This is a genomic window from Nocardioides sp., assembly GCF_035703625.1.
In the GTDB taxonomy this organism is placed as follows: domain Bacteria; phylum Actinomycetota; class Actinomycetes; order Propionibacteriales; family Nocardioidaceae; genus Nocardioides.
Genome location: NZ_DASSXS010000274.1, coordinates 1 through 24,805, shown reverse-complemented (window position 1 = coordinate 24,805; position 24,805 = coordinate 1). Strand labels below are relative to the sequence as shown.

Annotated in this window: 20 protein-coding genes; 16 read left to right on the top strand and 4 right to left on the bottom strand. The window is 71.6% G+C overall.

The features are described from left to right. Positions 1 to 21: 21 nt before the first annotated feature. Together VFN12_RS14240 and VFN12_RS14235 are read left to right on the top strand one after the other, a co-directional pair. Positions 22 to 1,296 carry a PspC domain-containing protein gene (locus VFN12_RS14240; RefSeq protein ID WP_325119388.1) on the top strand — a complete coding sequence of 425 codons (1,275 nt, stop codon included), beginning with the start codon at positions 22 to 24 and terminating at the stop codon, positions 1,294 to 1,296. Positions 1,297 to 1,300: 4 nt separating this feature from the next. After that, positions 1,301 to 1,555 (top strand): hypothetical protein, encoded by a 255-nt coding sequence (locus VFN12_RS14235; RefSeq protein WP_325119387.1) that lies wholly within the window; start codon positions 1,301 to 1,303, stop codon positions 1,553 to 1,555. 15 nt (positions 1,556 to 1,570) lie between these two features. Here the strand turns inward: VFN12_RS14235 and VFN12_RS14230 are convergent, their stop codons facing one another. Then, positions 1,571 to 2,722, bottom strand: coding sequence for a glycerophosphodiester phosphodiesterase (locus tag VFN12_RS14230; protein ID WP_325119386.1), 1,152 nt, complete (start codon positions 2,720 to 2,722; stop codon positions 1,571 to 1,573). 65 nt (positions 2,723 to 2,787) lie between these two features. Here VFN12_RS14230 and VFN12_RS14225 point away from each other — a divergent pair, with 65 nt between their 5' ends. The 5 genes from VFN12_RS14225 (at position 2,788) to VFN12_RS14205 (ending at position 7,717) form a co-directional block, all read left to right on the top strand. Further along, positions 2,788 to 3,339 (top strand): YbaK/EbsC family protein, encoded by a 552-nt coding sequence (locus tag VFN12_RS14225; RefSeq protein ID WP_414690051.1) that lies wholly within the window; start codon positions 2,788 to 2,790, stop codon positions 3,337 to 3,339. A gap of 89 nt (positions 3,340 to 3,428) precedes the next feature. Then, positions 3,429 to 3,602, top strand: coding sequence for a hypothetical protein (locus VFN12_RS14220; RefSeq protein WP_325119384.1), 174 nt, complete (start codon positions 3,429 to 3,431; stop codon positions 3,600 to 3,602). Between the two features lie 120 nt (positions 3,603 to 3,722). Beyond that, positions 3,723 to 4,187 carry a DUF6328 family protein gene (locus VFN12_RS14215; protein WP_325119383.1) on the top strand — a complete coding sequence of 155 codons (465 nt, stop codon included), beginning with the start codon at positions 3,723 to 3,725 and terminating at the stop codon, positions 4,185 to 4,187. Positions 4,188 to 4,244: 57 nt separating this feature from the next. Further along, complete coding sequence (locus tag VFN12_RS14210; RefSeq protein ID WP_325119382.1) at positions 4,245 to 5,975, top strand: ABC transporter ATP-binding protein; 1,731 nt, start codon at positions 4,245 to 4,247, stop codon at positions 5,973 to 5,975. Next, complete coding sequence (locus tag VFN12_RS14205) at positions 5,972 to 7,717, top strand: ABC transporter ATP-binding protein (RefSeq protein ID WP_325119381.1); 1,746 nt, start codon at positions 5,972 to 5,974, stop codon at positions 7,715 to 7,717. Before VFN12_RS14210 ends, VFN12_RS14205 begins: the two co-directional genes overlap by 4 nt. A gap of 60 nt (positions 7,718 to 7,777) precedes the next feature. Here the strand turns inward: VFN12_RS14205 and npdG are convergent, their stop codons facing one another. Beyond that, positions 7,778 to 8,464 carry an NADPH-dependent F420 reductase gene (gene npdG / locus VFN12_RS14200; protein WP_325119379.1) on the bottom strand — a complete coding sequence of 229 codons (687 nt, stop codon included), beginning with the start codon at positions 8,462 to 8,464 and terminating at the stop codon, positions 7,778 to 7,780. Between the two features lie 74 nt (positions 8,465 to 8,538). On the opposite strand from npdG, the gene VFN12_RS14195 reads away from it, so the two are divergent. The 8 genes from VFN12_RS14195 (at position 8,539) to VFN12_RS14160 (ending at position 20,761) form a co-directional block, all read left to right on the top strand. Continuing rightward, complete coding sequence (locus VFN12_RS14195) at positions 8,539 to 9,573, top strand: LLM class F420-dependent oxidoreductase (RefSeq protein ID WP_325119378.1); 1,035 nt, start codon at positions 8,539 to 8,541, stop codon at positions 9,571 to 9,573. Next, the gene (locus tag VFN12_RS14190) at positions 9,573 to 10,721 is read left to right on the top strand and encodes an acyl-CoA dehydrogenase family protein (protein WP_325119377.1); all 1,149 of its coding nucleotides are present in this window, start codon (positions 9,573 to 9,575) and stop codon (positions 10,719 to 10,721) included. Before VFN12_RS14195 ends, VFN12_RS14190 begins: the two co-directional genes overlap by 1 nt. 178 nt (positions 10,722 to 10,899) lie before the next feature. Next, complete coding sequence (locus tag VFN12_RS14185) at positions 10,900 to 12,756, top strand: AMP-dependent synthetase/ligase (protein ID WP_325119376.1); 1,857 nt, start codon at positions 10,900 to 10,902, stop codon at positions 12,754 to 12,756. Between the two features lie 114 nt (positions 12,757 to 12,870). After that, the gene (locus VFN12_RS14180; RefSeq protein WP_325119375.1) at positions 12,871 to 15,231 is read left to right on the top strand and encodes an MMPL family transporter; all 2,361 of its coding nucleotides are present in this window, start codon (positions 12,871 to 12,873) and stop codon (positions 15,229 to 15,231) included. Between the two features lie 170 nt (positions 15,232 to 15,401). After that, complete coding sequence (locus tag VFN12_RS14175; protein WP_325119374.1) at positions 15,402 to 16,301, top strand: ABC transporter permease; 900 nt, start codon at positions 15,402 to 15,404, stop codon at positions 16,299 to 16,301. Positions 16,302 to 16,336: 35 nt separating this feature from the next. Continuing rightward, positions 16,337 to 17,413, top strand: a complete 1,077-nt coding sequence (locus VFN12_RS14170) for an ABC transporter substrate-binding protein (protein WP_325119373.1) — start codon at positions 16,337 to 16,339, stop codon at positions 17,411 to 17,413. After that, the gene (locus tag VFN12_RS14165; protein ID WP_325119372.1) at positions 17,406 to 18,176 is read left to right on the top strand and encodes an ABC transporter ATP-binding protein; all 771 of its coding nucleotides are present in this window, start codon (positions 17,406 to 17,408) and stop codon (positions 18,174 to 18,176) included. The genes VFN12_RS14170 and VFN12_RS14165 overlap by 8 nt, the downstream gene beginning before the upstream one ends. A gap of 35 nt (positions 18,177 to 18,211) precedes the next feature. After that, the gene (locus VFN12_RS14160) at positions 18,212 to 20,761 is read left to right on the top strand and encodes a bifunctional FO biosynthesis protein CofGH (protein WP_325119371.1); all 2,550 of its coding nucleotides are present in this window, start codon (positions 18,212 to 18,214) and stop codon (positions 20,759 to 20,761) included. Here the strand turns inward: VFN12_RS14160 and VFN12_RS14155 are convergent. After that, positions 20,758 to 21,576 carry an alpha/beta hydrolase gene (locus VFN12_RS14155; protein ID WP_325119370.1) on the bottom strand — a complete coding sequence of 273 codons (819 nt, stop codon included), beginning with the start codon at positions 21,574 to 21,576 and terminating at the stop codon, positions 20,758 to 20,760. The genes VFN12_RS14160 and VFN12_RS14155 overlap by 4 nt on opposite strands. Positions 21,577 to 21,639: 63 nt before the next feature. Here VFN12_RS14155 and aceB point away from each other — a divergent pair, with 63 nt between their 5' ends. After that, positions 21,640 to 23,253: a malate synthase A gene (gene aceB / locus VFN12_RS14150; RefSeq protein WP_325119369.1), complete on the top strand. Its 1,614-nt coding sequence runs from the start codon at positions 21,640 to 21,642 to the stop codon at positions 23,251 to 23,253. A 114-nt stretch (positions 23,254 to 23,367) separates the two neighbouring features. Here aceB and VFN12_RS14145 read toward each other — a convergent pair whose 3' ends face one another. Further along, complete coding sequence (locus VFN12_RS14145; RefSeq protein WP_325119368.1) at positions 23,368 to 24,672, bottom strand: guanine deaminase; 1,305 nt, start codon at positions 24,670 to 24,672, stop codon at positions 23,368 to 23,370. Positions 24,673 to 24,805 lie beyond the last annotated feature (133 nt).

Here is a 24,805-nt window from a genome sequence, read left to right as displayed (position 1 = left end):
GTCGACCCACAGGCTTGGAGCATGACCACAGGCACACCCACTGGACCACCAGATGCACCGTCCGGCCCCACCGACGGTCCGGCTCCCGACGAGCTGGCCGAAGGGGGCCCCCGCGCCACCCGCGACGAGATCCGCGACCTCGGCCGGCTCCGTCGTTCGGTCGCCGACCGGAAGGTCGCCGGCGTGGCCGGTGGCCTGGCCCGGCACCTCGACGTGGATCCACTGATCCTGCGGGTCGCCTTCGTGGTGCTCGCCTTCTTCGGCGGTGCCGGCCTCCTCCTGTACGGCGCCTGCTGGCTGCTCGTGCCCGAGGACGGCTCGGACACGGCCGCCATCACCCTCGACGACCGGAGCCGCACCGTCGCCCTGCTGGCCGTCGGCGTGCTCGCGGCGTTCGCCCTGCTCGGCGACTCCTGGGGCGTCTTCTGGTTCCCCTGGCCCCTGGCGATCATCGCCCTCGTCGTGCTGCTCTTCCTGACCCGCAAGGACCGCCGCTCGGCGGCCCCTCCCCCGGGTTCCGGTGGCCCGGCGCCGGTCGCGCCGGGCGACACCTCGACCTACGAGGGCACCACGTCCGACGGCAGCACCTGGACCTACCAGGTCGGCTCGTCGCACCGGGGCCCCGGACCGTACGCGGACGACGTCCCGCCGTACCAGGGCCCGACGACGTCGTACGTCGCCCCCCGCGACCCGCGCCGGCGGGGACCGATCCTCTTCTGGTTCACCCTCGCGCTGATCGCGCTGGCGATCGGGATCCTGGGGATCGTCGACGTCGCCGGAGTGGCCGTACCGCCACCGGCATACCCGGCGCTGGTCGTCGGCCTCTCCGGGCTGATGCTCCTGGTCGGTGCGTTCTGGGGCCGCGCGGGCGGACTGATCCTGGTCGGCCTGCTCGCAACCGTCCCGATGGTGGCGATGACCGCCGTCGGACAGTGGGACGGTGGCGACCGGATCCGCGAGACCCCGCCCTCCGCCGCCGAGGTGGAGAACGTCTACGACTTCGACGCCGGCGAGCTGGTGCTCGACCTCACCGAGGTCACCGACGTCGAGGCGCTGGACGGCCGGGAGATCCGCGTCGAGGGGGGGGCCGGCCGGATCGAGCTGCTGGTGCCCGACGACATGGACGTGAGGGTCACCGGCGAGGTCGGCGGTCCGGGTGCGATCACCCTCTTCGGGGAGCAGCAAGGAGGCATCGGCCAGACCGGCAACGGCTTCCACAACGGCGGAACGGACGTCCCCCGCCTGACCATCCACGCCGAGCTCGGTATCGGCGAGATCCACGCAGAGAGCGAGTGAGGACATGAGCGAGCAGGACAGCGGACGTCACCCCGTCAACATCGGCCACCTGGTGATGGGCATCGCCTTCCTCGGCCTGGTCGGGATCTGGGCGCTGGTCCAGGGCGACGTCGTCAACAACGCCGACATCCGGTGGCTGCTGCCGGTCCCGTGGGTCTTCGCGGGCGTCGCGGGGCTCCTGGCCACCACCCTCTCCGCGAGGAACCGGCACACCACCCGGCAGACCGGCTGGGTCGGTACCGACGACGCCGAGGACTGATCAGGCCCGAATCAATCAGGCACTGCGGTCGGCTGCGGCCAGCCAGTCCTCGAGCGCCATCACCGTGGTGTCGGGGTGGTCGGAGAAGATCCCGTCCACCCCGGCATCGAGGAACGCCGTCGCCTCCGCGTAGCCGTCGCCCTTCGCGTTCGGGTCGGCGCCGCGGCGGAAGTTGGTGGCCATGAACTGGTTCTCGTCCCGCAGCGTCCACACGTGCACCAGCAGGCCGGCGTCGTGGGCGTCGGGCACCAGGTCCGACGGCTCCCCGGTGGCCCCGGTGACCGCGTCACGGGGCAGGACGAGGTCCTTGTGGGCCCCGACCCCGTCGGCGTACGTCGCGATCCAGGCCAGGCCCGCCGGGGTCGTGAGGTCGCGGTAGGTGCGCGGGTCGCCCGCCCTCGCGAGGTCGTACGGCGCCCCCGACGCGTCGACCAGCTGCACCAGCGGCACCCGCGTCACCTGGGCCAGATCCCGCAGGTTGGCAGTCTCGAAGGACTGGATGAACACGCCCGCCCCGGCCCGGTCCAGGCCGTGCCGGCGCAGTGCCGCGACCAGCGGCTCCTCCAGGGACAGTCCGAGGCCGTCGAAGTAGCTGGGGTGCTTGGTCTCGGGGTAGACCCCGATCCGGCGCCCGGTCCGGCGCTCCTCCTGCCGGACCAGGGCCAGCACCTCGTCGAGGGTGGGCACCTCGAACATGCCGTCGTAGCGCGTGTTGTCGGGCCGCACCAGCGGGAGCCGCTCCACGGCGCGCAGGGTCTTCAGCTCGGCCAGCGTGAAGTCCTCGGTGAACCAGCCGGTCACCGGCCGCCCGTCGATCGTCTTGGTGGTCCTCCGGTCGGCGAACTCCGGGTGCTGCGCGACGTCGGTGGTGCCGCTGATCTCGTTCTCGTGGCGCGCGACCAGGACCCCGTCCTTCGTCGAGACCAGGTCGGGCTCGACGTAGTCGGCGCCGAGCCGGATCGCGAGGCGGTAGGACGCGAGCGTGTGCTCCGGGCGGTAGCCGGAGGCGCCACGGTGACCGATGACCACCGGCGCGGTGGTGCTCGGACGGTGGGACTCGACGGGCAGCGCCGTGGCGGCCGGGGCGGCCGGGACACCAAGGGCGGCGATCGCAGTGGCCATGGCGGCGCCTCCAGCCAGGGGACGGGTGAGGGTGCGGAAGGTCATGGCCACGACGGAAGCGGAGCCAGGTGACGGGGGGTCGCCCGGCAGGTGAAGGTCGGATGGCGATGATGGAACACATGTCCCTCCCCCAGATCGACGGTCTCCACTCCCTCGCCGCACGCGAGCACCCCGAGCTCGTCTCGCCCCGGGTGGCGACCGCCCTGGCGGACTGGCCCGCCGGGGACCAGGTCGCCGTCGTCGAGATCGACCCCGCCCTCGCCGACACCGCGGCCATGAGCGAGGCCTACTCGCTGTCGATGGAGACCGGGGCCAACTGCGTCGTGGTGGCCGGCCGGCGTGCCGGGGAGGAGCGGGTCGCCGCGTGCGTCGTACGCGCGGACACCCGGGCCGACGTCAACAACCTGGTCAAGCGGACGCTCGACGTGCGCAAGGCGTCGTTCCTGTCGATGGAGCGGGCGGTCGAGGAGTCGGGGATGGAGTACGGCGGGATCACGCCGCTGGGGCTGCCTCCCGGATGGCGGATCCTCGTCGACGCGCGGGTGCCGGAGATGGACGTGGCGATCATCGGCTCCGGCGTACGTCGCTCCAAGCTGCTCGTCGGAGGCCACCTGCTCGCGGAGCTCCCGGGCGCCGAGGTCGTGGACGGCCTGGCCGGCTGACGTTCACCTGGCCGCCACCCCACCGACGAGTCCACGACCCCCGGCGCCTCCATGCTTGCAGTGACACCGCAGCCCACTGGAGGGTCACCATGTCGGTCACCAGTCGTGACATCGCCATCGGGATCGCTGCCCTGGTCGCGTTCCCCCTCGTGGTCAATCTCCCGGCCGCGCTGGCCTCCGACGGCTCTCCCCACCACAGCTCGCCGCTCTTCGAGCGTGGTGGGCACGGACACGCCCGCGCGACCCCACCGCCGCCCCGGTAGGCACCCCTGGTGGGCGCCCCTCGTGGGCGCCCCCTGGTTGGCGCCCCCTGGTTGGCGCCCCCTGGTTGGCGCTTGGCCATTTCGGCACCCAACCCTCCCGGGTGGTGCACCATGTGCATCGTGGCCGATGACAGGAACGAGACCCAGGACGAGAAGCTCGACCGCAAGTGGGGCGACCTGCTGCAGGAGCTGCGGGTCATGCAGACCGGGGCGCAGCTGACCGCGGGCTTCCTGCTCACCCTGCCGTTCACGACGAAGTTCCCCAGCCTCGACAGCTTCCAGCAGACCCTGTTCCTGGTCCTCGTGGTGGTCGCCGCCCTCACCACCGCGGTCGTGATCACGCCGGTCGCGGTGCACCGGCGGATCTCCGGCGAGCACGTCAAGGAACGCCTGGTCAAGACCGCGCACAGGCTCGTGGGCGTCGGCCTGACGCTGCTGGCGCTGCTGGTGACCGGCATCGTGGTGCTCATCTTCGACGTGGTCCTGGACCGTACGACGGCGCTCGTGACGGGAGCCGCAGTGGCCGTGGTCCTCGCCGGCCTGCTGGTCGCCCTCCCGCTGAAGCTGGTCGGCCCGAAGGACTGAGCTCGGCCGACCGAAAATCGGTCGCCGCTGTCGGCACTGGTCCGTACCGTTGGACGGGTGCGCAAACTCCCCCTCGACCACCCGGGAACCGCCGACCACCGGTCGCCGGGCCGCTACCTGTGGTGGCTGGCGAAGGGGCAGTGGCACACCCTGCTGCTGGGCATGGTCTTCGGCATCATCTGGATGAGCACCCAGGCCGTGATGCCGTTCGTCCTCGGCCGGGCGATCGACCTCGGCGTCGCCGACAAGGACGCCGCCGAGCTGCTCAAGTGGGCCGGGCTGCTGTTCGCCATCGGCCTCGTCCAGGCCGTGGCCGGGATCATGCGCCACCGCTTTGCGGTGACCAACTGGCTGACCTCGGCCTACCGCACGGTCCAGCTGGTCGGCCGCCAGGCGGTGCACCTCGGCGGCACCCTGCCCCGCAAGGTCTCGACCGGCGAGGTCGTCGCCATCGGCACCAACGACCTGTCCCACATCGGCAACGTCATGGACGTGACCGCCCGGTTCGCGGGCGCGATCGTGTCGTTCCTGCTGGTGTCGGTGATCCTGCTGAGCACGTCCATGACACTCGGCCTGGTGGTGCTGCTCGGCGTGCCCGCCCTGACGCTGCTGATCGGCCCGATCCTGAGCCCCCTCCAGCGACGTAGCGCCCACCAGCGCCACCTCATGGGCGAGCTGTCCAACACCGCCAGCGACATCGTGAGCGGGCTGCGGGTGCTGCGCGGGATCGGCGGCGAGCAGGTCTTCCACGACCGCTACCGCCGCGAGTCGCAGACCACCCGCCGGGCCGGCGTCGACGTCGCGCGGCTCCAGTCGGTGCTCGACGCCCTGCAGGTCTTCCTCCCGGGCGTCTTCGTGGTGCTGGTCGTGTGGCTGGGGGCGCGCTCAGCGGTCGCCGGAGACATCACGGCCGGCGAGCTGGTGGCGTTCTACGGCTACTCCGCGTTCCTGATGATCCCGCTCCGGACGGCGACCGAGTACGCCAACAAGCTGATCCGGGGACGGGTGGCCGCACAGCGGGTCTGCCGGGTCATGGAGCTCACCCCCGACCACACCGACCCCGAGCTGCTCGCCCCGTCGCCGCCGGTCGGCTCGGACCTGCACGACGTGCGCACCGGGCTGCACGTGCGTGCCGGCCTGCTGACCGCGGTGGTGGCCGACCAGCCCGACGAGACCGCGGCCCTGGCCGACCGGCTCGGGTTGTGCGCCGCGGTCGTGGACGACGACGTCCGGCTGGGCGGCGTACCGCTCTCGACGCTGTCGCGCGCGGAGGTGCGCGAGCGGATCGTGGTCTCCGACACGGGTGCGACCTTCTTCTCCGGCCGCCTCGGCGACGGCCTCGACGTACGCGGCCGTGGCGGCCTCGAGCGGGCTCTCGACACGGCGTCGGCCGACGACATCTTCGACGCCATCGACGACGGCCTCGACACGATCGTCGCCGAACGCGGCCGGACCTTCTCCGGCGGCCAGCGGCAGCGGCTGATCCTCGCCCGGGCCCTCACCAGCGACCCCGAGATCCTGGTCCTGGTCGAGCCGACCTCCGCCGTCGACGCCCACACCGAGGCGCGGATCGCGTCGCGGCTGCGCGCCCAGCGGGCCGGTCGCACCACCGTGGTCACCTCGAGCAGCCCGCTGATGCTCGACGCGGTGGACGAGGTCGCGTTCCTGCGGGGCGGTCGCGTGGCGGCGGTGGGCACCCACGCCGACCTCCTCGACCGCGAGCCGGCGTACCGCGCCGTGGTGACCCGCGAGGTGGGTCTCGACCAGCGAGAGGGGGCCCTGCGATGAACACGATGCTCCCCGTCGCCGACGGGCGCTCGGTGCGCCGCTACGCCACCCGGATCGCCCGCCGGCACCCCCGGTTGCTGTGGGGTGCGCTGGCGCTGCACGTCGGTGCCGCCCTCGCGGCGCTAGCCGCGCCGAGGCTGCTCGGCGACCTGGTCGAGGCCGTGGCCGCCGGAACCACCGTCGGTCACGTGGACAGGATCATCCTGGTCCTGGCCGGGTTCCTGCTCGTCCAGACGGTGCTCACCCGGTTCGCCCGCTACGCAAGCCAGGTGCTCGGCGAGCAGGTGCTGGCCGAGCTCCGCGAGGACTTCGTCGGCAACGCCCTGGCACTGCCGGTGGGGGTCGTCGAGTCGGCCGGGTCGGGTGACCTGCTGACCCGCACCAGCCGGGACGTCGACCAGCTCGGCTGGTCGGTGCGCTGGGCCCTGCCCGAGTGGACGATCGCTGTGGTCTCGGCGGTGCTGACGTTCGCCGCCGCGCTGTCCGTCGGCTGGTGGGTCGCGCTGCCGTGCCTGCTGGGCGTGCCGCCGCTGGTGATCGGGCTGCGCTGGTACCTCGCCCGCGCCAAGGACGGCTACCTCCGCGAGAGCGCGTCGTACTCCGTGATCAACGCGACCCTGACCGAGACCGTCGAGGGCGCCCGCACGGTCGAGGCGCTCGGGATCGGCGACCAGCGGGTCGCGCAGATCGACGAGGACATCAAGGAGTCCTACGACGCCGAGAAGTACACGCTCTTCCTGCGCACCGTGTTCTTCCCCAACATGGAGATCGCCTACCTGATCCCGACGGTGCTGACGCTGCTGTTCGGCGGCTGGCTCTACACCCAGGGGTCGGTGTCGCTGGGCGACGTCACCGCCGCGACGCTCTACGTCCAGATGCTGATCGACCCGGTGGACCGGATCGTCTCGATCCTCGACGAGCTGCAGATGGGGGCCGCCTCGCTGGCCAGGCTGCTCGGTGTGGCGCAGGTGCCCGACGACCGGGAGGTCACCGGCGCCCAGCCGCTGGACGAGAAGCTCGACGCCACCGACGTGCGGTTCTCCTACGTCGACGGGCGCGACGTGCTGCACGGGGTCGACCTCGACGTCGGGGTCGGCGAGCGGATCGCGATGGTGGGGCCGTCGGGAGCCGGCAAGTCGACCCTGGGCCGGCTGCTGGCCGGGATCCATCCCCCGCGCACCGGCGCGGTCACCGTCGGCGGAGTGGGCCTGGTCGAGCTGCCGCTCGGCGACCTGCGCGGCCACGTCGCGCTGGTGACCCAGGAGCACCACGTCTTCGTGGGCACGCTGCGCGAGAACCTCGCCCTCGCCGCACCCCCGGGCGCCGGTGACGAGGAGATCCGGGCCGCCCTCGACGCGGTCGACGCGCTCGAGTGGGTGGATCTGCTGCCCTCAGGGCTCGACACGATGGTGGGGTCGGGCGGCCGGGCGCTGACCGCGGCGCAGGCGCAGCAGATCGCGCTGGCCCGACTGGTGCTGGCCGACCCACACACGCTGGTCCTCGACGAGGCGACCTCGCTGATCGACCCGCGGGCCGCACGCCACCTGGAGCGCTCGCTGGCGGCCGTGCTGCACGGGCGGACCGTGATCGCCATCGCACACCGGCTGTTCTCCGCCCACGACGCCGACCGCGTCGCCGTGGTCGAGGACGGTGTGATCTCGGAGTTCGGCTCGCACGACGAGCTGGTGTCCACCGGCGGGTCCTACGCCGCGCTGTGGGACTCCTGGAACGGCCACCGCTGAGCGGCGGTTGATCCGGTGCAGGGGGTGCACCGGGTCAACCGCACCAGGGCCGAAGGCGCTTCAGACGCCGGAGATGCGGATCCCCGACTGGGTCTTGTACGCCTTGTTGATGGAGATCAGCACGGCGGTGAGCGGCTCGAGCTGGCGGGCGAGCCGCAGCCTGCCGGCGTCGATGCCGGCGCGTCCGGTGACGCAGCGGGCCAGCTCCACGACCACCGCCTTGCCCTCGGCGGAGTCGCCGCACACGAGGACGTCCTCGTGGTCGAGGAACTCCTCCTCCGCCCACAGGTTCTTCGCGGACACGTGGTGGAACGCACCGACGACCGTCGCGTCGGGAGCGATCCGCTGGGCCGACTCGGCGGCCGAGCCCTCGCCGCCGTCGATCACCCGGCCGTGGGGACCCTGCTTGTCGAAGGCGAGCGGGTTCACGCACGAGATGACCGTCTTGCCCGCGAGCGGGAGGGAGGCGACGAGCTCGTCGTGGCCGTCGTACGGCACCGCGAGCAGTACGACGTCCGCCTCGGCGCACGCGTCGGCGTTGGCCGCGCCGGTGACACCGCCGCCGTCCAGCCGGGCGTTGACCTCGTCGGCGGCGGCCTGCGCCTTCTCGGCGGCCCGGGACCCGAGCACGACCGCGTGGCCGTGCTTCGCGAAGCGGTAGCCGAGGCCCTTGCCCTGCGGTCCGGTGCCGCCCATGACTGCGATCCGGTACGTGTTCTCCACCGTGGTCTCCTCGTGTCTCGCCACCCGGTCATCCTGCTACCGTGACAGTGATCCTGTCACAGTTGGGGCAGCCAGCCGAACCCGCACCGGAGGACCACGTGAAGCTCTCGATGCCACTGATGTACGCGGGCAACCCGCGCGAGACCGCCGACCAGCTCGCGGCCCTGGAGAAGGCGGGTCTGGACACGATCTGGGTGGCCGAGCCCTACGGCTTCGACGCCCCCACCCTCATGGGCTACCTCGCCGCGAAGACCGAGACGGTCGAGATCGGCGCGGCCATCCTGAACATCTACTCCCGCACCCCCGGCGCGCTGCTGCAGACCGCCGCCGGGCTCGACAACGTCTCCGGCGGCCGGGCCGTGATCGGCCTCGGCGCCTCCGGGCCGCAGGTGATCGAGGGCTTCCACGGCGTCCCCTACGACAAGCCGGTGACCCGCACCCGGGAGATCGTCGACATCCTGCGCCGCGGCATGCGCCGCGAGGCGCTGACCAGCGACGGGCTCTACAAGCTCCCCCTTCCCGCCGACCAGGGCCTCGGCCTCGGCAAGCCCCTGAAGCTGCTCAACAAGCCGGAGCGGTCTGCCGTACCGCTGTTCATCGCCGCACTCGGACCCAAGTCGGTCGAAGGGGCGGCGGAGTACGCCGACGGCTGGCTGCCGTTCCTCTTCGTCCCCGAGAAGGCCGACCAGGTCTGGGGCGATGCCCTCGCCAAGGGGACCGCGAAGCGGCAGGAGGGGCTCGGTCCCCTCGAGGTCTCCGCGGGCGGCATGGTCGCGATCGGCGAGGGACCCGAGACCAAGGCGCTGCTCGACTTCGCCCGGCCGACGTACGCCCTCTATGTCGGCGGCATGGGCGCCCGGGGCAAGAACTTCTACAACGACCTGGCCTGCCAGTACGGCTTCGAGAAGGAGGCCAAGGAGATCCAGGACCTCTACCTCGACGGCCACAAGCGTGACGCCGAGGCGAAGGTGCCGCTGGAGTGGCTCGAGGCCGGCAATCTGGTCGGCCCCGAGTCCTACGTCAAGGAGCGGATCGCGGCCTTCCAGGAGGCCGGGGTCACCAACCTGCAGCTCACGCCCGCCACCGAGGACCCTGCGGCGACCATCGCGCAGGTCAAGGAATGGGTCTCCTGATGCCGGCGAAGCCGTCGATCTACACCCAGGAGCACGAGGACTTCCGCGCAACGGTCCGGGAGTTCCTGGAGCGCGAGGTGGTCCCCCACCACGACCAGTGGGAGAAGGACGGCCAGGTCAGCCGCGAGGTGTGGACCAGGGCCGGGGCGCAGGGCCTGCTCTGCTTCGACGTCGACGAGGAGTACGGCGGCGCCGGGGTGAAGGACTTCCGCTACAACATGGTGGTCGCGGAGGAGATCAGCCGGGTCGGCGCGAGCGGGCTCGGCTTCCCCGTGCACACCGACGTGATCGTCCCCTACCTCAGCTCGCTGGGCACCGACGAGCAGAAGCGTCGCTGGCTGCCCGGCGTGGTCAGCGGCGAGCTGATCTCGGCGATCGCCATGACCGAGCCCGGCGCCGGCAGCGACCTGCAGGGGATCCGGACCAGCGCGGTCGACAAGGGCGACCACTACGTGCTGAACGGGTCCAAGACGTTCATCAGCAACGGCATCATGTCCGACCTGGTCATCGTGGTCGCGCGGACCAACCCCGAGGCCGGCCACCAGGGCATCAGCCTGCTGGTGGTCGAGCGTGGCATGGAGGGCTTCGAGCGAGGGCGCAACCTGGAGAAGGTCGGCCTCAAGGCGCAGGACACCGCCGAGCTCTTCTTCGACAACGTGCAGGTGCCGAAGTCGAACCTGCTCGGCGAGGAGGGATCCGGCTTCATCTCGCTGATGAACAACCTGCCCCAGGAGCGGGTCTCGATCGCCGCCATCGCCGTGGCCGCCTGCGAGCACGTCCTCCAGCTCTGCCTCGACTACGCGAAGGAGCGCGAGGCCTTCGGGCGGCCGATCGGCAAGTTCCAGCACAACCGGTTCCTGCTGGCCGAGATGGCCACCGAGGTCCACATCGCCCGGGTGTTCGTCAACGACTGCGTGTTGAAGCTGAACGCCGGGGAGGTCGACACGGCGCTCGCCTCGATGGCCAAGTGGTGGACGACCGAGCTGCAGAAGAAGACCGTGGACCAGGCCGTCCAGCTCTTCGGTGGCTACGGCTACATGATGGAGTATCCCGTCGCCCGGGCCTTCGTCGACAGTCGGATCCAGACGATCTACGGCGGCACCACCGAGGTCCAGAAGGAGATCATCGGGCGGATGCTCGGGTTCTGAGCACACCGGCCACATCCGCCTCACTCCTCAGCGGATCCCTGCACTTCTCGGGCGTTGCAACGGCTGAGATGTGCAGGTTTCCCCGGCCCGCGGGGGAAACCGACGACCCCCACCACCTAGCCGAATGCGGCCAGTTCCACCAAGATCGCGGTGACACCCGCCAGCGGAGGAGCGACCGATGACCACCGACGTACTCGCCAAGCGCGCCGAGATCGAGCAGCAGATCGCCGGGCAGACCCTGGTCGACGCCCTCGCCGGGACGGTGGAGAGGTACGCCGGCGAGCCGGCGTACTCCGACAAGCACGCGGTCGCAGAGGGCGAGTCCTGGCGCACCCTCACCTGGACGGAGACCAGGGACCGGGCGATGGACGTCGCAGCGGGGCTCGTCGAGCTCGGTGTGCAGCCCGGCGACACGATCGCGATCATGGCCACCAACCGGATCGAGCACGTCCTCGCCGACATCGGCGCCGTGCACGCGGCGGCCACGCCGATGTCGATCTACAACACGCTGTCCAACGAGCAGGTCGCCTACGTCGCGGGCCACGCCGAGCCCACCGTCGCGTTCCTCGAGAACGCCGACCACCTGTCCCGCTGGCAGAAGGCGATCGAGGAGTCGGCCAGCCTGCGCAAGGTGGTGGTGATCAACGCCGGGGACGCTCCCGAGGGGGACCTCTTCACCACCTGGGACGACCTGCTGGCCAGCGGGGCGACCTACCGCCGGGACCACGACGACGAGGTCGCGGCACGGCCCCGGGCACTGAACCCGGAGTCGCCGGCGACGATCCTCTACACGTCGGGCACCACCGGGAACCCCAAGGGCGTGGTGCTCACCCACCACAACGTGCTCTACGAGGGGGTCAGCACGATCGCCGCGGCCGGGCTCGAGGGCCCGCAGCGCGCGATCAGCTACCTGCCGTTCGCCCACATCGCCGAGCGCACGCTCGGCATCTACATCCCGCAGCTCCAGGGCAGCCACATCCACGCCATCGGTGACCCCGCCGAGCTCCTCGGCGCCCTGGGCGAGGTGCACCCGACTGCGTTCTTCGGGGTCCCCCGAGTGTGGGAGAAGATCAAGACCGGCCTGTCGGCCAGGCTCGCCGCCGACGACAACCCCGACAACGTCAAGCTGGTCCACGACTCCATGGCCGCCGGCCTCGCCTGGGTGCAGGCCCAGGAGACCGGCGGCACCATGACCCCGGAGATCGAGGAGGCCTACCGCAAGGCCGACGAGGCGATCCTCGGCTTCCTCAAGCTGCTGCTGGGTCTCGACCAGGTGACCTGGGCCGCCTCCGCCGCGGCGCCGATGCCGCTGGAGGTCGCGAAGTTCATGGCCGGCCTGGGCCTGAAGGTGTACGACGTCTACGGGATGACCGAGACCTGTGGCGCGGTGACCGCGTGCGGCCCCGACGGCTTCAAGCTCGGCACGGTCGGGCGGGCCACGCCGGGCATGGAGGTCACCCTCGCCGACGACGGCGAGATCCTGATCCGGGGACCGGTCAACACCCCCGGCTACTACAAGCAGGACGACGCCACCCGCGCGCTCATCGACGAGGACGGTTGGGTGCACAGCGGCGACATCGGGACGGTGGACGAGGACGGCTTCATCGCGGTGGTGGACCGCAAGAAGGAGCTGATCATCACCTCCAGCGGCAAGAACGTCGCGCCGTCGAACATCGAGAACTACCTCAAGGAGTCCCCGATCATCGGCCACGCGATGGCCGTCGGCGACAACCGGCCGTACGTCGTCGCCGTACTCACCCTCGACGGCGAGATCGCCCCGGTGGTGGCCGAGAAGATCGGCGTCGGCTTCACCGACCTCGCCGACCTGGCCGCGAAGCCCGAGATCCGGGCCATGGCCCAGGACGCCGTCGACAAGGCCAACGAACGGCTCTCGCGGCCCGAGCAGATCAAGGCGTTCGAGCTGCTGCCGGTCGAGTGGACCGCCGAGTCCGAGGAGCTCACCCCGACCCTGAAGCTGAAGCGACGCGTGGTGAACACGAAGTACGCCGACGTGCTGGACCGCTTGTACACCTAACCTGGGCGAACTCCAGCGGCGGCGGGCGCCGGCGATTAATTTCGGGGTAGGCACCGGTCAGATGGGTGGAAACCCTGATGCCGACTGTCCCCGCCTCGTGATGGAGTTCTTCCCATGCATCGTCAGATCGCCGGCAAGCTGACCGGCCCCGTCACCAAGTGGTTCGTCGTCGCGTTCTCCCTGCTGGTCGCGGTCGGGATGGGCTACTTCTCCTCCCAGCTCACGTCCGTCCAGGAGAACGAGGCCTCCAGCTGGCTGCCCGCCTCGGCCGAGTCGACCAAGGTGCTCGAGGAGCTCTCCTCCACGGTCAACCCCAACGACATTCCCACGCTCGTGGTCTACGACCGCTCCTCCGGGTTGACCCAGGCCGACTTCGCGGCCATGGACGAGCAGGCCGAGGAGATCGGCGAGATCGACGGGGTCACCGAGGCCGGCGTGCTCTCCCCCAACGCCGCCAAGGCGCTGACGGCGCAGGGCCAGCCCGTGCCGCAGCTGGTGTCCGACGACGGCGAGGTGGCCTACCTCTACCTGACCTTCAACTTCGGCAGCAACGGCTGGAACGACATCCCGCCCGCTGCCGACGAGATCCGCGACATCGCGCAGATCGAGGGCGTCGAGGTCCACCTGGCCGGATTCGGCGGGCAGGCGGCCGACTCCGCGGAGGCGTTCGAGGGCATCGACACCAACCTGATCCTGATCACCCTCGGGGTGGTGATCGTGCTGCTGCTGATCACCTACCGCAGTGCCTACCTCTGGATCCTCCCGATCTTCAGCGTGATCGTCGCCTACGTCATCTCGACGGGCGTGGTCTACCTGCTGGCCAGGTACGCCGACCTCACCGTCAACGGCCAGAGCCAGTCGATCCTCGGCATCCTGGTGATCGGCGCCGGCACCGACTACGCACTCCTGCTCGTGGCCCGCTACCGCGAGGAGCTCCGCCGCCACGAGGACCGGCACGAGGCCATGGCGTTCGCCCTGCACCGCGCCGCCCCCGCGATCGTGGCGAGCGCCGCGACCGTCGCCGTCGGCATGCTCTGCCTGTCCTTCGCCGAGCTCAACTCCACGGCGGGCCTGGGGCCGGTCAACGCCGTCGGCATCGGGGTCACCCTCCTGGTGATGGTGACGCTGCTGCCAGCCCTGCTGGTGGTCTGCGGCCGGTGGGTCTTCGGTCCCCGCCGTGAGGGCCGCCGCACCTGGGTGAAGACCGGTGCGGGCCAGGTCGCCGGCGGCATCGCTGCCGTCGCCCTCGGAACCGTGCTCACCCGCGTGGACGGGGGGCCCGGAGTCCTCGGCGGGATGCTGACGGGTCTCGGTGTCTTCTCGGCCTTCATCGGCGTGCTCGTCCTGCTCCAGGTGGCGATCGAGCGGTGGTTCAAGGTGCACAGCCGGCCCGACTTCGGCAGCCGGGAGCCGACCAACAGCGGCATCTGGGCGAGGGTCGGAAACGCGATCAAGCCGCGCCCACGCCAGGTCTGGATCGTCACCACCGGCCTGCTGCTGCTGGCCTGCCTCGGCCTGTTCAAGCTCGACGCCTCCGGGCTCTCGACGGAGGACACCTACACCAAGGAGTTCGACTCCATCAAGGGCCAGAAGGCGCTCGAGGCCCACGACCTGGCCGACAACTCCAACACCGTGCAGGTGGTGACCGACACCGGCGAGATCAAGACCGTGCAGGCCGCGCTCTCCGACGTCGACGGACTCGGCCGGTTCACCGAGCCCCGGCCGGTGAGCGACGAGCGCAGCTACTTCGAAGCGCCCATCACCGAGGACATCTCCTCCACCGCGGCGTTCGACATCGTCGAGTCGTCTCGCGACGCCGCGCACGGCGTGGAGGGTGCCGACGCGCTGGTCGGTGGCGGGTCGGCGTTCTACCTCGACACCAAGCTCGCCTCCGACCGGGACAGCAAGCTGATCATCCCACTCGTCCTGCTCGTCGTGTTCCTGATCCTGGTCGGACTGCTCCGGGCGCTGGTGGCGCCGCTCCTGCTGATGGGCACCGTCGTGCTCTCCTTCGGGGCTGCGCTGGGCATCTCGGCGCTGCTGTTCGAGTACGTCTTCGGGTTCGCGGGCTCCGATCCCGGATTCCCTCTGTTCGCCTTCGTGTTCCTGGTCGCCCTCGGCATCGACTACAACATCTTCCTGATGACCCGGGTGCGCGAGGAGACGATGGACCATGGCACCCGCGAGGGGTCGCTCATCGCCCTGAGGTCGACCGGTGGCGTGATCACCTCGGCCGGGCTGGTCCTCGCGGCGACGTTCCTGGTGCTCGGCTCCATCCCCCTGGTCTTCCTGGCCGAGCTCGGGGTGGCGGTCGCGCTCGGGGTGCTGCTGGACACGTTGATCGTTCGCTCGGTCCTGGTCACCGCGCTCAACCTCGACCTCGGCGGCAAGATCTGGTGGCCGAGCCGGCTCGACCGGTCGTCGCCGTCCGCCGACCCGGATCCCGAGCCGGAGCACGAGCGGGTCAACGCCTGACCCGCAGCCGCACAACGAACGCCCTTCCTCCCGGTGAGGAAGGGCGTTCGTCGTAACGGCGCGCCAGGATGTCGACCCCCGGTTTAAAGTCGACTACTTCACTATGTTTACATGGTGGGGCACCTCCGGGGTGCAGACCCTGACCGCGACCGGACCGGAGGTGTCCGTCCATGACACAGACCACCGCCCCTGCGCGGCCCCAGTCCGACCGCATCCGGTCAGACCAGGAGCCGGCCCCTTCGCCGCGCCGCGCCGGCCCTTTGGGCCCCCAGCGCGTGCGCCGCCTCGGCCTGCACCTCGCCTCCGTGGCCGCGCTGCTCGTGGTCTGGTGGCTGGTCACCCGGGCCGGGCTGGTGCGACCGCTGTACCTGCCGTCCCCCGGCGCGGTGTGGGACGCGTTCGTGCGCGCCAACAGCGACCACCCGATCGCCCCCGGATCGGACCGCATCGTGCGCGGTGAGCAGAACTACTACCTGTGGGAGCACCTGGTCGCGAGCCTCCAGCGGATCGCCATCGGCGTGGGCGCGGCGGTCGCCGTCGGCATCCCGCTGGGCCTGCTCATGGGCACCACCTGGCTCGGCACCCTGCTCGAGCCCTACCTCAGCTTCCTGCGCTCGCTGCCCCCTCTCGCCTACATCGGCCTGCTCATCGTGTGGTTCGGCATCGGCGACACCTCCAAGATCTGGCTGTTGTTCCTGGCCGCGTTCCCGCCGATCGCCATGTCGACGATCAGCGGCGTCCGCGGAGTGCGCGAGGACCAGGTCAACGCCGTCCTCTCGCTGGGCGCGTCGCGGCGGCAGACCCTGACCGCGGTCGTCCTGCCCGCCACCCTGCCCGAGATCCTCACCGGCATCCGGGTGGCCACCGGCTTCGCCTGGACCACGGTGGTCGCCGCGGAGATCGCCAACGGCATCCCCGGCATCGGCGGCCTGGCCTATCTGGCCGGCGAGCAGCTCCAGAGCGCACTCGTCATCGCCTGCATCGTCGTCATCGGCCTCGCCGCGATCCTCCTCGACCTCGGCCTCAAGTCCCTCGAAAAGGTCCTCGTCCCCTGGCGGGGCAAGGCATGACAGCGCCGTCCGGCGCCCGATTGGAGAACACCCCCGTGAAGTCCCGACCGACCAGCACCGCCGCCGCGCTCGCGGCCGCGGCCCTGTCCCTGTCCCTCACCGGCTGCGTCGAGACCGGCCGCAGCAGCACCGCGGCGGCCCCCGACACCGACTGCCCGTGGCGGGCCGACGAGTCGGTGACCGCCGAGGCCCGGATCGCCTGGCAGGCGGTCCCCAACGGCGACGCGGTCGTCAAGGACCTCGGCCTGCTGGAGGCGTGCATGCCCAACGCCGACATCAGCTGGGTGCAGGCCTCCTCCGGTGGCGACGTCGTGAAGTACTACGGATCGGACGAGGTGGACCTCGGGTTGATGGGCTCGGCGCCGGCCACCATCGCCTCCTCCGAGCCGGTCGTGCAGGACGTCGACCTCTCGGTCGTCTGGATCCACGACGTGATCGGCGACGCCGAGTCCCTGGTCGTCAAGGACCCCACCATCACCGACATCTCCGGGCTGAAGGGCAAGACCGTCGCCGTCCCGTTCAGCTCCACCGCCCACTACTCCCTGCTCCAGGCCCTCGCCGACGCCGGCCTGGACGCCACGCAGGACGTCGAGGTGATCAACCTCGAGCCCGAGAAGATGCCCGGCGCCTGGCAGGGCGACCAGATCGACGCCGCCTGGGTCTGGGACCCGGTCCAGAGCCAGCTCCTCGAGGACGGCGGCGAGCGGATCCTCTCCAGCGCCGACACTGCCGAGGCCGGGCGCCCGACGTTCGACGTCGGCACCGCCAGCCAGGAGTTCGCCGCCGACAACCCCGAGTTCATGACCCAGTGGACCAAGGCGCAGGACTACGCGGTCCGGATGATCAAGGACGATCCGGCAGCCGCGGCCGAGTCCGTCGCCGTCGTGCTCGGCATCGACCCTGCCGACGCCGAGAAGCAGTTCGGCGGCCTCACCTTCCTCACCGCCGAGGAGCAGGCCGGCCCCGACTACCTCGGCGGCCAGCTGACCGAGGACCTGTTCACGACCGCGGGCTTCCTGCTCGACCAGGGCGAGATCGAGGCGGTCGGCACGCAGTCCGACTACGCCGCCCACGTCGACCCCGGCCCGGCCCGGGCCGCCGCCGATGGCTGACCGGCACGCGCGACGCGTCGAGTTCCGGGGCGTGCGTCACCACTTCACCGTGGGTGGTGCCGCCGTCCCGGCGCTGGACCGCGTCGACCTGACCATCGAGCCCGGCGAGTTCGTGACCCTGGCCGGACCGTCCGGCTGCGGCAAGACCACGCTGCTCCGGCTGCTGGCCGGCTTCATGCCGCCCAGCGAGGGCACCGTCTCGGTCGAGGGGCGCGCGGTCCGCGGACCCGGCGAGGACCGGGGCATCGTCTTCCAGCAACCCACGCTGTTCCCGTGGCTCTCGGTCCGCCGCAACGTCGAGCTGGGTCCCCGCCTGCGCGGCGTGCCGGCCCGGGAGCGCCGGGCGGTCGCCGACGAGTTCCTGCGCCTGGTCGGCCTGGCCGACTTCGCCGACCACCGGCCCTACGAGCTCTCGGGCGGCATGCAGCAGCGCTGCCAGATCGCGCGGGTCCTGGCCAACGAGCCCGACCTGGTGCTCATGGACGAGCCCTTCGGCGCGCTGGATGCCCTGACCCGCGAGCGGCTCCAGGAGGAGCTGCTGGAGATCTGGCGGGCCACCGGCCGGACCATCCTGTTCATCACGCACAGCGTCGACGAGGCCGTCTTCCTCGGCTCGCGGGTCCTCGTGATGAGCCCCCGGCCGGGCCGGATCGTGCTCGACGAACCCGCCACGCTGCCGGTGCAGGACGCGCGCCGGGACCCGGCGTACGCCGCCCTGTGTGAGCAGGTACGCGAGGCCATCCAGGTGCCGGTGACCACCTGACGGACCGGGCCCCGCCCGGGCCGTAGCCTGTCGGTGTGGATGGGCCGCCGACTCCCCAGCAGGTGCGCCGCGCACTGGCCCGGGCCGAGCGCGGCGCCGCCCTCGACCCGACCGAGGCCACCGCCCTGCTGGGCGCGCGAGGCGAGCAGCTCGACCGGCTCTGCGCGGCCGCGGCCCGGGTCCGCGACGCCGGCCTCCGCGCCGCCGGGCGCCCCGGGATCGTCACCTACTCCCCCAAGGTGTTCATCCCGGTGACGCGGCTCTGCCGGGACCGGTGCCACTACTGCACGTTCGTCACCACGCCGGGGCACCTCGCCCGGGGCGCCCACGGTCAGCAGAGTGCGCCGTACCTCTCGCCGGACGAGATCCTCGACATCGCCCGCCGGGGCGCCGACCTGGGCTGCCTGGAGGCGCTGTTCACCCTCGGCGACCGGCCGGAGGACCGCTGGCCGGAGGCCCGGGCCTGGCTGGACGAGCAGGGCTACGACTCGACCCTGGCCTACGTCCGCGCGATGGCGATCCGGGTCCTGGAGGAGACCGGCCTGCTGCCCCACCTCAACCCCGGCGTCATGTCGTGGGAGGAGCTGAACCGCCTCAAGCCGGTGGCGCCGTCGATGGGGATGATGCTGGAGACCACCTCGCGGCGACTCTTCGAGGAGAAGGGCCAGGCCCACTTCGGCTCGCCGGACAAGGACCCCGAGGTCCGGCTGCGGGTGCTCGAGGACGCGGGCCGGCTCTCCGTGCCGTTCACCACCGGGCTGCTGGTCGGCATCGGCGAGACCCTGGCCGAGCGCGCCGAGACGATCTTCGCGCTGCGGGCGTCGGCGCGGCGGTTCGGGGCGCTGCAGGAGGTCATCGTCCAGAACTTCCGGGCCAAGCCGGAGACGGCGATGCGGCACACCGACGACCTCGGGCTCGAGGAGTTCCGGGCCGCCATCGCGGTCACCCGGCTCGTGCTCGGGCCCCGGATGCGGGTGCAGGCGCCGCCCAACCTCGTCGACCTGGCCGAGTGCCGGTCCCTGCTGGACGCCGGGGTCGACGACTGGGGTGGCGTCTCCCCGCTCACCCCGGACCACGTCAACCCCGAGCGGCCCTGGCCGTCGCTCGACCGGCTGCGGGCGATCACCTCGGAGTGCGGCTTCGAGCTGCGGGCGCGGCTGACCGTCCATCCCGAGTACGTCGTCGCGGGCGAGCCGTGGCTGGACCCGCGGGTCTCCGGCCACGTGGCTGCACTGGCCGGTGACGACGGTCTCGCCCGGGCCGACGTACGCCCTGCCGGCCTGCCCTGGCAGGAGCCGGACGGCGGCTTCGACCGCGCCGGCGACGGTCACGGCCGCACCGACCTCCACACCGCCGTCGACACCGACGGCCGCAGCGAGGACCGCCGCAGCGACTTCGACGCCGTCTACGGCGACTGGGACGCGCTGCGGGAGGAGATAGTCCCTCACGAACCGGCTGCCGAACGGCCGATTTCGCAACCGGTTCGTGAGGGACTATCCGCCTTGCGCGCCGCCGAGCGGGACCCGGGAGCGCTCACCGACGAGCAGGCGCTCACGCTGATGACCGCCGACGGGGAGCTGCTCGAGCAGGTGTGCCGGCTCGCCGACGACCTGCGCCGCGACACGGTCGGCGACGACGTCACCTACGTCGTCAACCGCAACATCAACTTCACCAACGTCTGCTACGTCGGCTGCCGCTTCTGCGCGTTCGCCCAGCGGCGCACCGACGCCGACGCGTTCTCACTGTCCCTGGAGCAGGTGGCCGACCGGGCCCAGGAGGCCTGGGAGCTCGGGGCGACCGAGGTGTGCATGCAGGGGGGCATCGATCCGGAGCTGCCCGGGACCGCCTACTTCGACCTGGCGGCCGCCGTGAAGCGCCGCGTCCCCGGCATGCACGTCCACGCGTTCTCCCCGATGGAGATCGTCAACGGCGCCTCGCGCACGGGGCTGTCGGTCGAGGACTTCCTGATCAAGGCCCGCGAGTCCGGACTCGACACCATCCCCGGCACCGCCGCCGAGATCCTCGACGACGACGTCCGCTGGGTGCTGACCAAGGGCAAGCTGCCGACCCGGACGTGGATCGACGTGGTCAGCACCGCCCACCGCGTGGGCCTGCGGTCGAGCTCCACGATGATGTACGGCCACGTCGACAACCCGCGGCACTGGGTGCAGCACCTGCGCGTGCTGCGCCGGATCCAGGACGACACCGGCGGCTTCACGGAGTTCGTGCCGCTGCCCTTCGTGCACCACTCCTCGCCCATCTACCTCGCCGGCGTCGCCCGGCCCGGGCCCGGCCTGCGCGACAACCTGGCCGTGCACGCGATGGCCCGGATCCTGCTGCACGGCCGGATCGACAACATCCAGACCAGCTGGGTCAAGCTCGGCACCGAGGGCACGCAGGCCATGCTCCGCGCCGGCGCCAACGACCTCGGCGGCACGCTCATGGAGGAGACCATCTCCCGGATGGCCGGCTCCGAGCACGGGTCGGCGCGGACGGTCGCCGAGCTCACCGAGATCGCCGCCGGAGCGGGTCGCCCGGTCCGCGAGCGCACGACGACGTACGGCGTGCCGGCGCGCCGGCGCTAGCCGACCGGCAGGCCGTCGACGAAGCCGGCGATCTCGCGCAGCGTGGTCGGATCGCCCTCGTGCTGCGGGAGGTGGGCCACTCCGTCGAGCCACACCAGGCGGGCGTCTACGAGGGCCTCGGCCAGGGCCGCGGCAACGGCCTGGATGTCCTCCAGGTCCAGCCTGCCGACCATGACGAGCACCGGCACCCGGATGTCGCCGAGTCGCGGCCAGGTGTCGTCGGCCGGCGCGCGGTCGCCCGGGTCCGTGGCCCGGAGGGCTTGGCCGTTCATCTCCAGGAACAGGTCGCGGACCGCACCGTCGACCCGGCCGTCGTCGGCCGTCGGGCCGTCGAGCCAGATCCGGGCCTCGAGACGGTTCACCTCGTCCCAGTCCTCGGCCTCCTCCGCGGCCTCCGCCCGGGCCACCAGGTCGGCGGTGGCGGGATCGGCGACCTCCGGGTACGGCGCACCCCGCACCGCCGACCCGATCAGCACCAGGGCCCGCACCCGGTCGGGGTGGGCGAGGGCCAGGTCCAGGGCGACGGCGCCACCCATCGATCCGGCCACCACCACCGCCGAGTCGACGCCGGCCGCGTCGAGGACCGCGACGGCGTCCTCGACCGGCGACCACCCGACCTCGGGCTCGTAGGTCGTCTCGCCGTAGCCGCGCGCGTCGTAGCGAACGCAGCGGTGGCGGTCGGCGAGCGAGTCCACCAGTGGCTGCCAGCTGCGCCGGTCGGTGACGCCGGCGTGCAGCAGGAGCAGGTCGTGGACGGGCCGGTCCGGGCCCGCGACGTCGTAGGCCAGTCGTGCCGCGCCGGAGTCGGTGAACATGGCGGCCACGCTAGCCACCGTCGTCGCGGGCGGCCATCCGGTTTCCGGCGATACCGTGACGCCATGGCTGACATCGAGGTCCATGGCCCGCCGGTCGACCGCTCCGGGGAGATCCTGACCGCCGAGGCACTGGAGCTCGTCGCCGACCTCCATCGACGGTTCGGCACGCGCCGCGACGAGCTGCTCGCGCGACGGGCCGAGCGGCGGCAGGCGATCGCACAGTCCGGCACCCTCGACTTCCTCCCCGACACCGCCGACGTCCGATCCGGCGACTGGACGGTGGCGCCCGTGCCGGCCGACCTGCAGGACCGGCGGGTCGAGATCACCGGCCCCACCACCCGGAAGATGTCGATCAACGCCCTCAACTCGGGCGCGAAGGTGTGGCTGGCCGACCTCGAGGACGCCAACACGCCGCACTGGGACAACGTCGTCGGCGGCCAGGTCAACCTACGCGACGCCGTACGCCGTGAGCTGGCGTTCACCTCGCCGGAGGGGAAGGAGTACGCGATCGCGGACCTCGACCGGGTCCCGGTGATCGTGCCCCGCCCGCGCGGCTGGCACCTCGACGAGGCCCACCTCACCGTCGACGGGTCCCCGGTCGCGGCCGGCCTGGTCGACTTCGGGCTCTACTTCTTCCACAACGCGACCGAGCTGCTCGCCCGCGGCTCCGGCCCCTACTTCTACCTGCCCAAGATGGAGTCGCACCTCGAGGCTCGGCTGTGGAACGACGTCTTCACCCACGCCCAGGCTGCGCTGGAGGTACCGCACGGCACGATCCGGGCGACGGTGCTGATCGAGACGATCACGGCGGCGTTCGAGATGGACGAGATCCTCTTCGAGCTGCGCGACCACATGGCGGGCCTCAACGCGGGCCGGTGGGACTACCTGTTCAGCATCATCAAGAACTTTCGCGACGCCGGTCCGGCCTTCACCCTCCCCGACCGCAACGCGGTCACCATGAACGCGCCGATGATGAAGGCCTACAGCGACCTGCTGGTGCGTTCCTGCCACCGGCGCGGGGCTTTCGCCATCGGCGGGATGGCGGCGTTCATCCCGAGCCGTCGCGACCCCGAGGTCAACGAGCGCGCGTTCGCGAAGGTGCGGGAGGACAAGCTCCGTGAGGCCGAGGCCGGCTTCGACGGATCCTGGGTCGCGCACCCGGACCTGGTGCCGGTGTGCGAGGAGATCTTCGACCGGGTGCTCGGCGATCGGGCCAACCAGGTCGACGTACGCCGCGAGGACGTCGACGTGACCGCAGCCGACCTGCTGGCGGTCGACCGGACACCCGGAGACCGGACCGAAAAGGGTCTGCGCGGAAACGTGCGGATCGGGATCCAGTACCTCCAGGCGTGGCTCGCCGGCAACGGTGCGGCCGCGATCGACAACCTGATGGAGGACGCCGCCACCGCCGAGATCTCACGCTCGCAGGTCTGGCAGTGGATCTACAACGGCGCGACGCTCGACACCGGCGACACGGTCACCCATGAGCTCGTCGAGCGGATCGTCGAGGAGGAGTACGACGCCCTGCGCGCCGAGGTGGGCGACGACGCGTTCGCCGCCGGGCACTGGGACGTCGCCCGGAACCTCTTCGTCGACTCTGCCCTCGCCGAGGACTTCCCCGCCTTCCTCACCCTTCCCGCCTACGCCGCCCTCCTGGACGCCGAGTCGGCCCCCTGACCCGTTGAGTCGGGGATTCCGGTCACACGAGTAGGGGATTCGTGTGCAGACGCGGTCACGAATCCCCAACTCACCTGTCGGGAATCCCCCACTCAACGGTCACGAATCCCCAACTCAACGAGAGGGCGGGTCAGGCTTGATGCGGTCGCCGCCGACCCAGACTCCGGCGAGGTCGGAGTCGCCGCCGAGGGCGAAGATCTTGCCCACCGCGTCCTCGGCGCTGGCCGCGTGGCGGAGGCCCACGTCGAGGGGATCGTCGTCGAGGGGGCGGACCCAGATGGCGTCGAACTGCTTGCCGACCGACAGGTCGCCGACCTCGTCGCCGAGCCCGAGGGCCAGCGCTCCGGCCCGGGTCGCGAGGTGGAGCAGGTGGCTGGGGGTGAGCGGGAGGCCCTCCGGACCCAGCAGCGACTGCATGAAGTAGGCCTGCAGCCCCTCCTTGAGCAGGGAGAACCCCGTCCCGGCGCCGACGTCGGAGCCGAGCGCCACCCGGACGCCGTGCTCGACGTGCCGCCGGAGCGGGAACAGTCCGCTGCCCAGCGCGGAATTGCTGGTCGGGCAGTGGGCGACGGCCGCTCCCCGGCCCGCGAGCACGGACAGCTCCTGGTCGGTGGCGTGCACGTTGTGGGCGAGCACGGAGCGCTCGCCGACCAGGCCGTGCCGGTCGTAGGTGTCGACGTAGTGCAGCGCACCCACGAACAGCCGGGCCACCTCGGCGACCTCGGCGGTGTTCTCGTTGACATGGGTGGTGAACCAGGTGCCGGCGACGTCCTTGGTCACCGACGCACACGCGTCGAGCATCTCGTCGGCGGTGGAGTAGGAGAAGCGCGGGGTGACGGCGTACCTCGCCCGCCCGACCCCGTGCCAGCGGCCGGCCAGCGCGATCGCCTCCTCGTAGGCACGCTCGGGGGTGGTGAGCAACGGCTCGGGGAGCCCGCGGTCGCTGACCACCAGCCCGGAGGTGACGCGCAGCCCGACCCGCGCGGCCTCGGCGAAGAGCGCGTCGACCGCGTGCGAGAAGTGGGACCCGAACACCAGTGAGGTGGTGGTGCCGGCCGAGACCAGCCCGAAGACGAACTCGGCGGCCACCTCGCGCGCGTAGACGGCCGAGGCGAGCTGGAGCTCCTCGGGGAGCGCGCACCGCTCGAGCCACTCGAGCAGCGGCATGCCCAGCGCGCCGATGGCGCGGACCTGGGGGTAGTGGACGTGGGTGTCGACCAGCCCCGGCAGGAGTACGCCGCCGCGCAGGTCCACGACGTCGGCCTGCGGGTGGTCGGCGCGGACCGTCGCGAAGTCCCCACGGGCGACGATCAGCCCGTCGGTCACGGCCAGCCCGGCGTCCTCGGCACTGCGCAGCCCGCCGCCGGTGAACGGGTCCTCGGGCGTGTCGACGACCCGGGCGCGGTAGAGAGTGGTCATGACGGGGCCACGCCGACGCTGACGGTGCGCAGCAGCTGGGCGGCGACGCTCAGGGCGATGGCGGCGGGATCCTTCCCGGGGAGATCGGGGGTCCCGATCGGGGACCGGATCCGCGCGATCTCGGACTCGGGGT

Excerpts from the sequence above, each read along its gene's own strand:
- VFN12_RS14240 (WP_325119388.1), top strand. The coding sequence starts at position 22 with ATGACCACAGGCACACCCACTGGACCACCAGATGCACCGTCCGGCCCC.
- VFN12_RS14235 (WP_325119387.1), top strand. The coding sequence starts at position 1,301 with ATGAGCGAGCAGGACAGCGGACGTCACCCCGTCAACATCGGCCACCTG.
- VFN12_RS14230 (WP_325119386.1), bottom strand. The coding sequence starts at position 2,722 with ATGACCTTCCGCACCCTCACCCGTCCCCTGGCTGGAGGCGCCGCCATG.
- VFN12_RS14225 (WP_414690051.1), top strand. The coding sequence starts at position 2,788 with ATGGAACACATGTCCCTCCCCCAGATCGACGGTCTCCACTCCCTCGCC.
- VFN12_RS14220 (WP_325119384.1), top strand. The coding sequence starts at position 3,429 with ATGTCGGTCACCAGTCGTGACATCGCCATCGGGATCGCTGCCCTGGTC.
- VFN12_RS14205 (WP_325119381.1), top strand. The coding sequence starts at position 5,972 with ATGAACACGATGCTCCCCGTCGCCGACGGGCGCTCGGTGCGCCGCTAC.
- VFN12_RS14190 (WP_325119377.1), top strand. The coding sequence starts at position 9,573 with ATGCCGGCGAAGCCGTCGATCTACACCCAGGAGCACGAGGACTTCCGC.
- VFN12_RS14185 (WP_325119376.1), top strand. The coding sequence starts at position 10,900 with ATGACCACCGACGTACTCGCCAAGCGCGCCGAGATCGAGCAGCAGATC.
- VFN12_RS14180 (WP_325119375.1), top strand. The coding sequence starts at position 12,871 with ATGCATCGTCAGATCGCCGGCAAGCTGACCGGCCCCGTCACCAAGTGG.
- VFN12_RS14175 (WP_325119374.1), top strand. The coding sequence starts at position 15,402 with ATGACACAGACCACCGCCCCTGCGCGGCCCCAGTCCGACCGCATCCGG.
- VFN12_RS14165 (WP_325119372.1), top strand. The coding sequence starts at position 17,406 with ATGGCTGACCGGCACGCGCGACGCGTCGAGTTCCGGGGCGTGCGTCAC.
- VFN12_RS14155 (WP_325119370.1), bottom strand. The coding sequence starts at position 21,576 with ATGTTCACCGACTCCGGCGCGGCACGACTGGCCTACGACGTCGCGGGC.
- aceB (WP_325119369.1), top strand. The coding sequence starts at position 21,640 with ATGGCTGACATCGAGGTCCATGGCCCGCCGGTCGACCGCTCCGGGGAG.
- VFN12_RS14145 (WP_325119368.1), bottom strand. The coding sequence starts at position 24,672 with ATGACCACTCTCTACCGCGCCCGGGTCGTCGACACGCCCGAGGACCCG.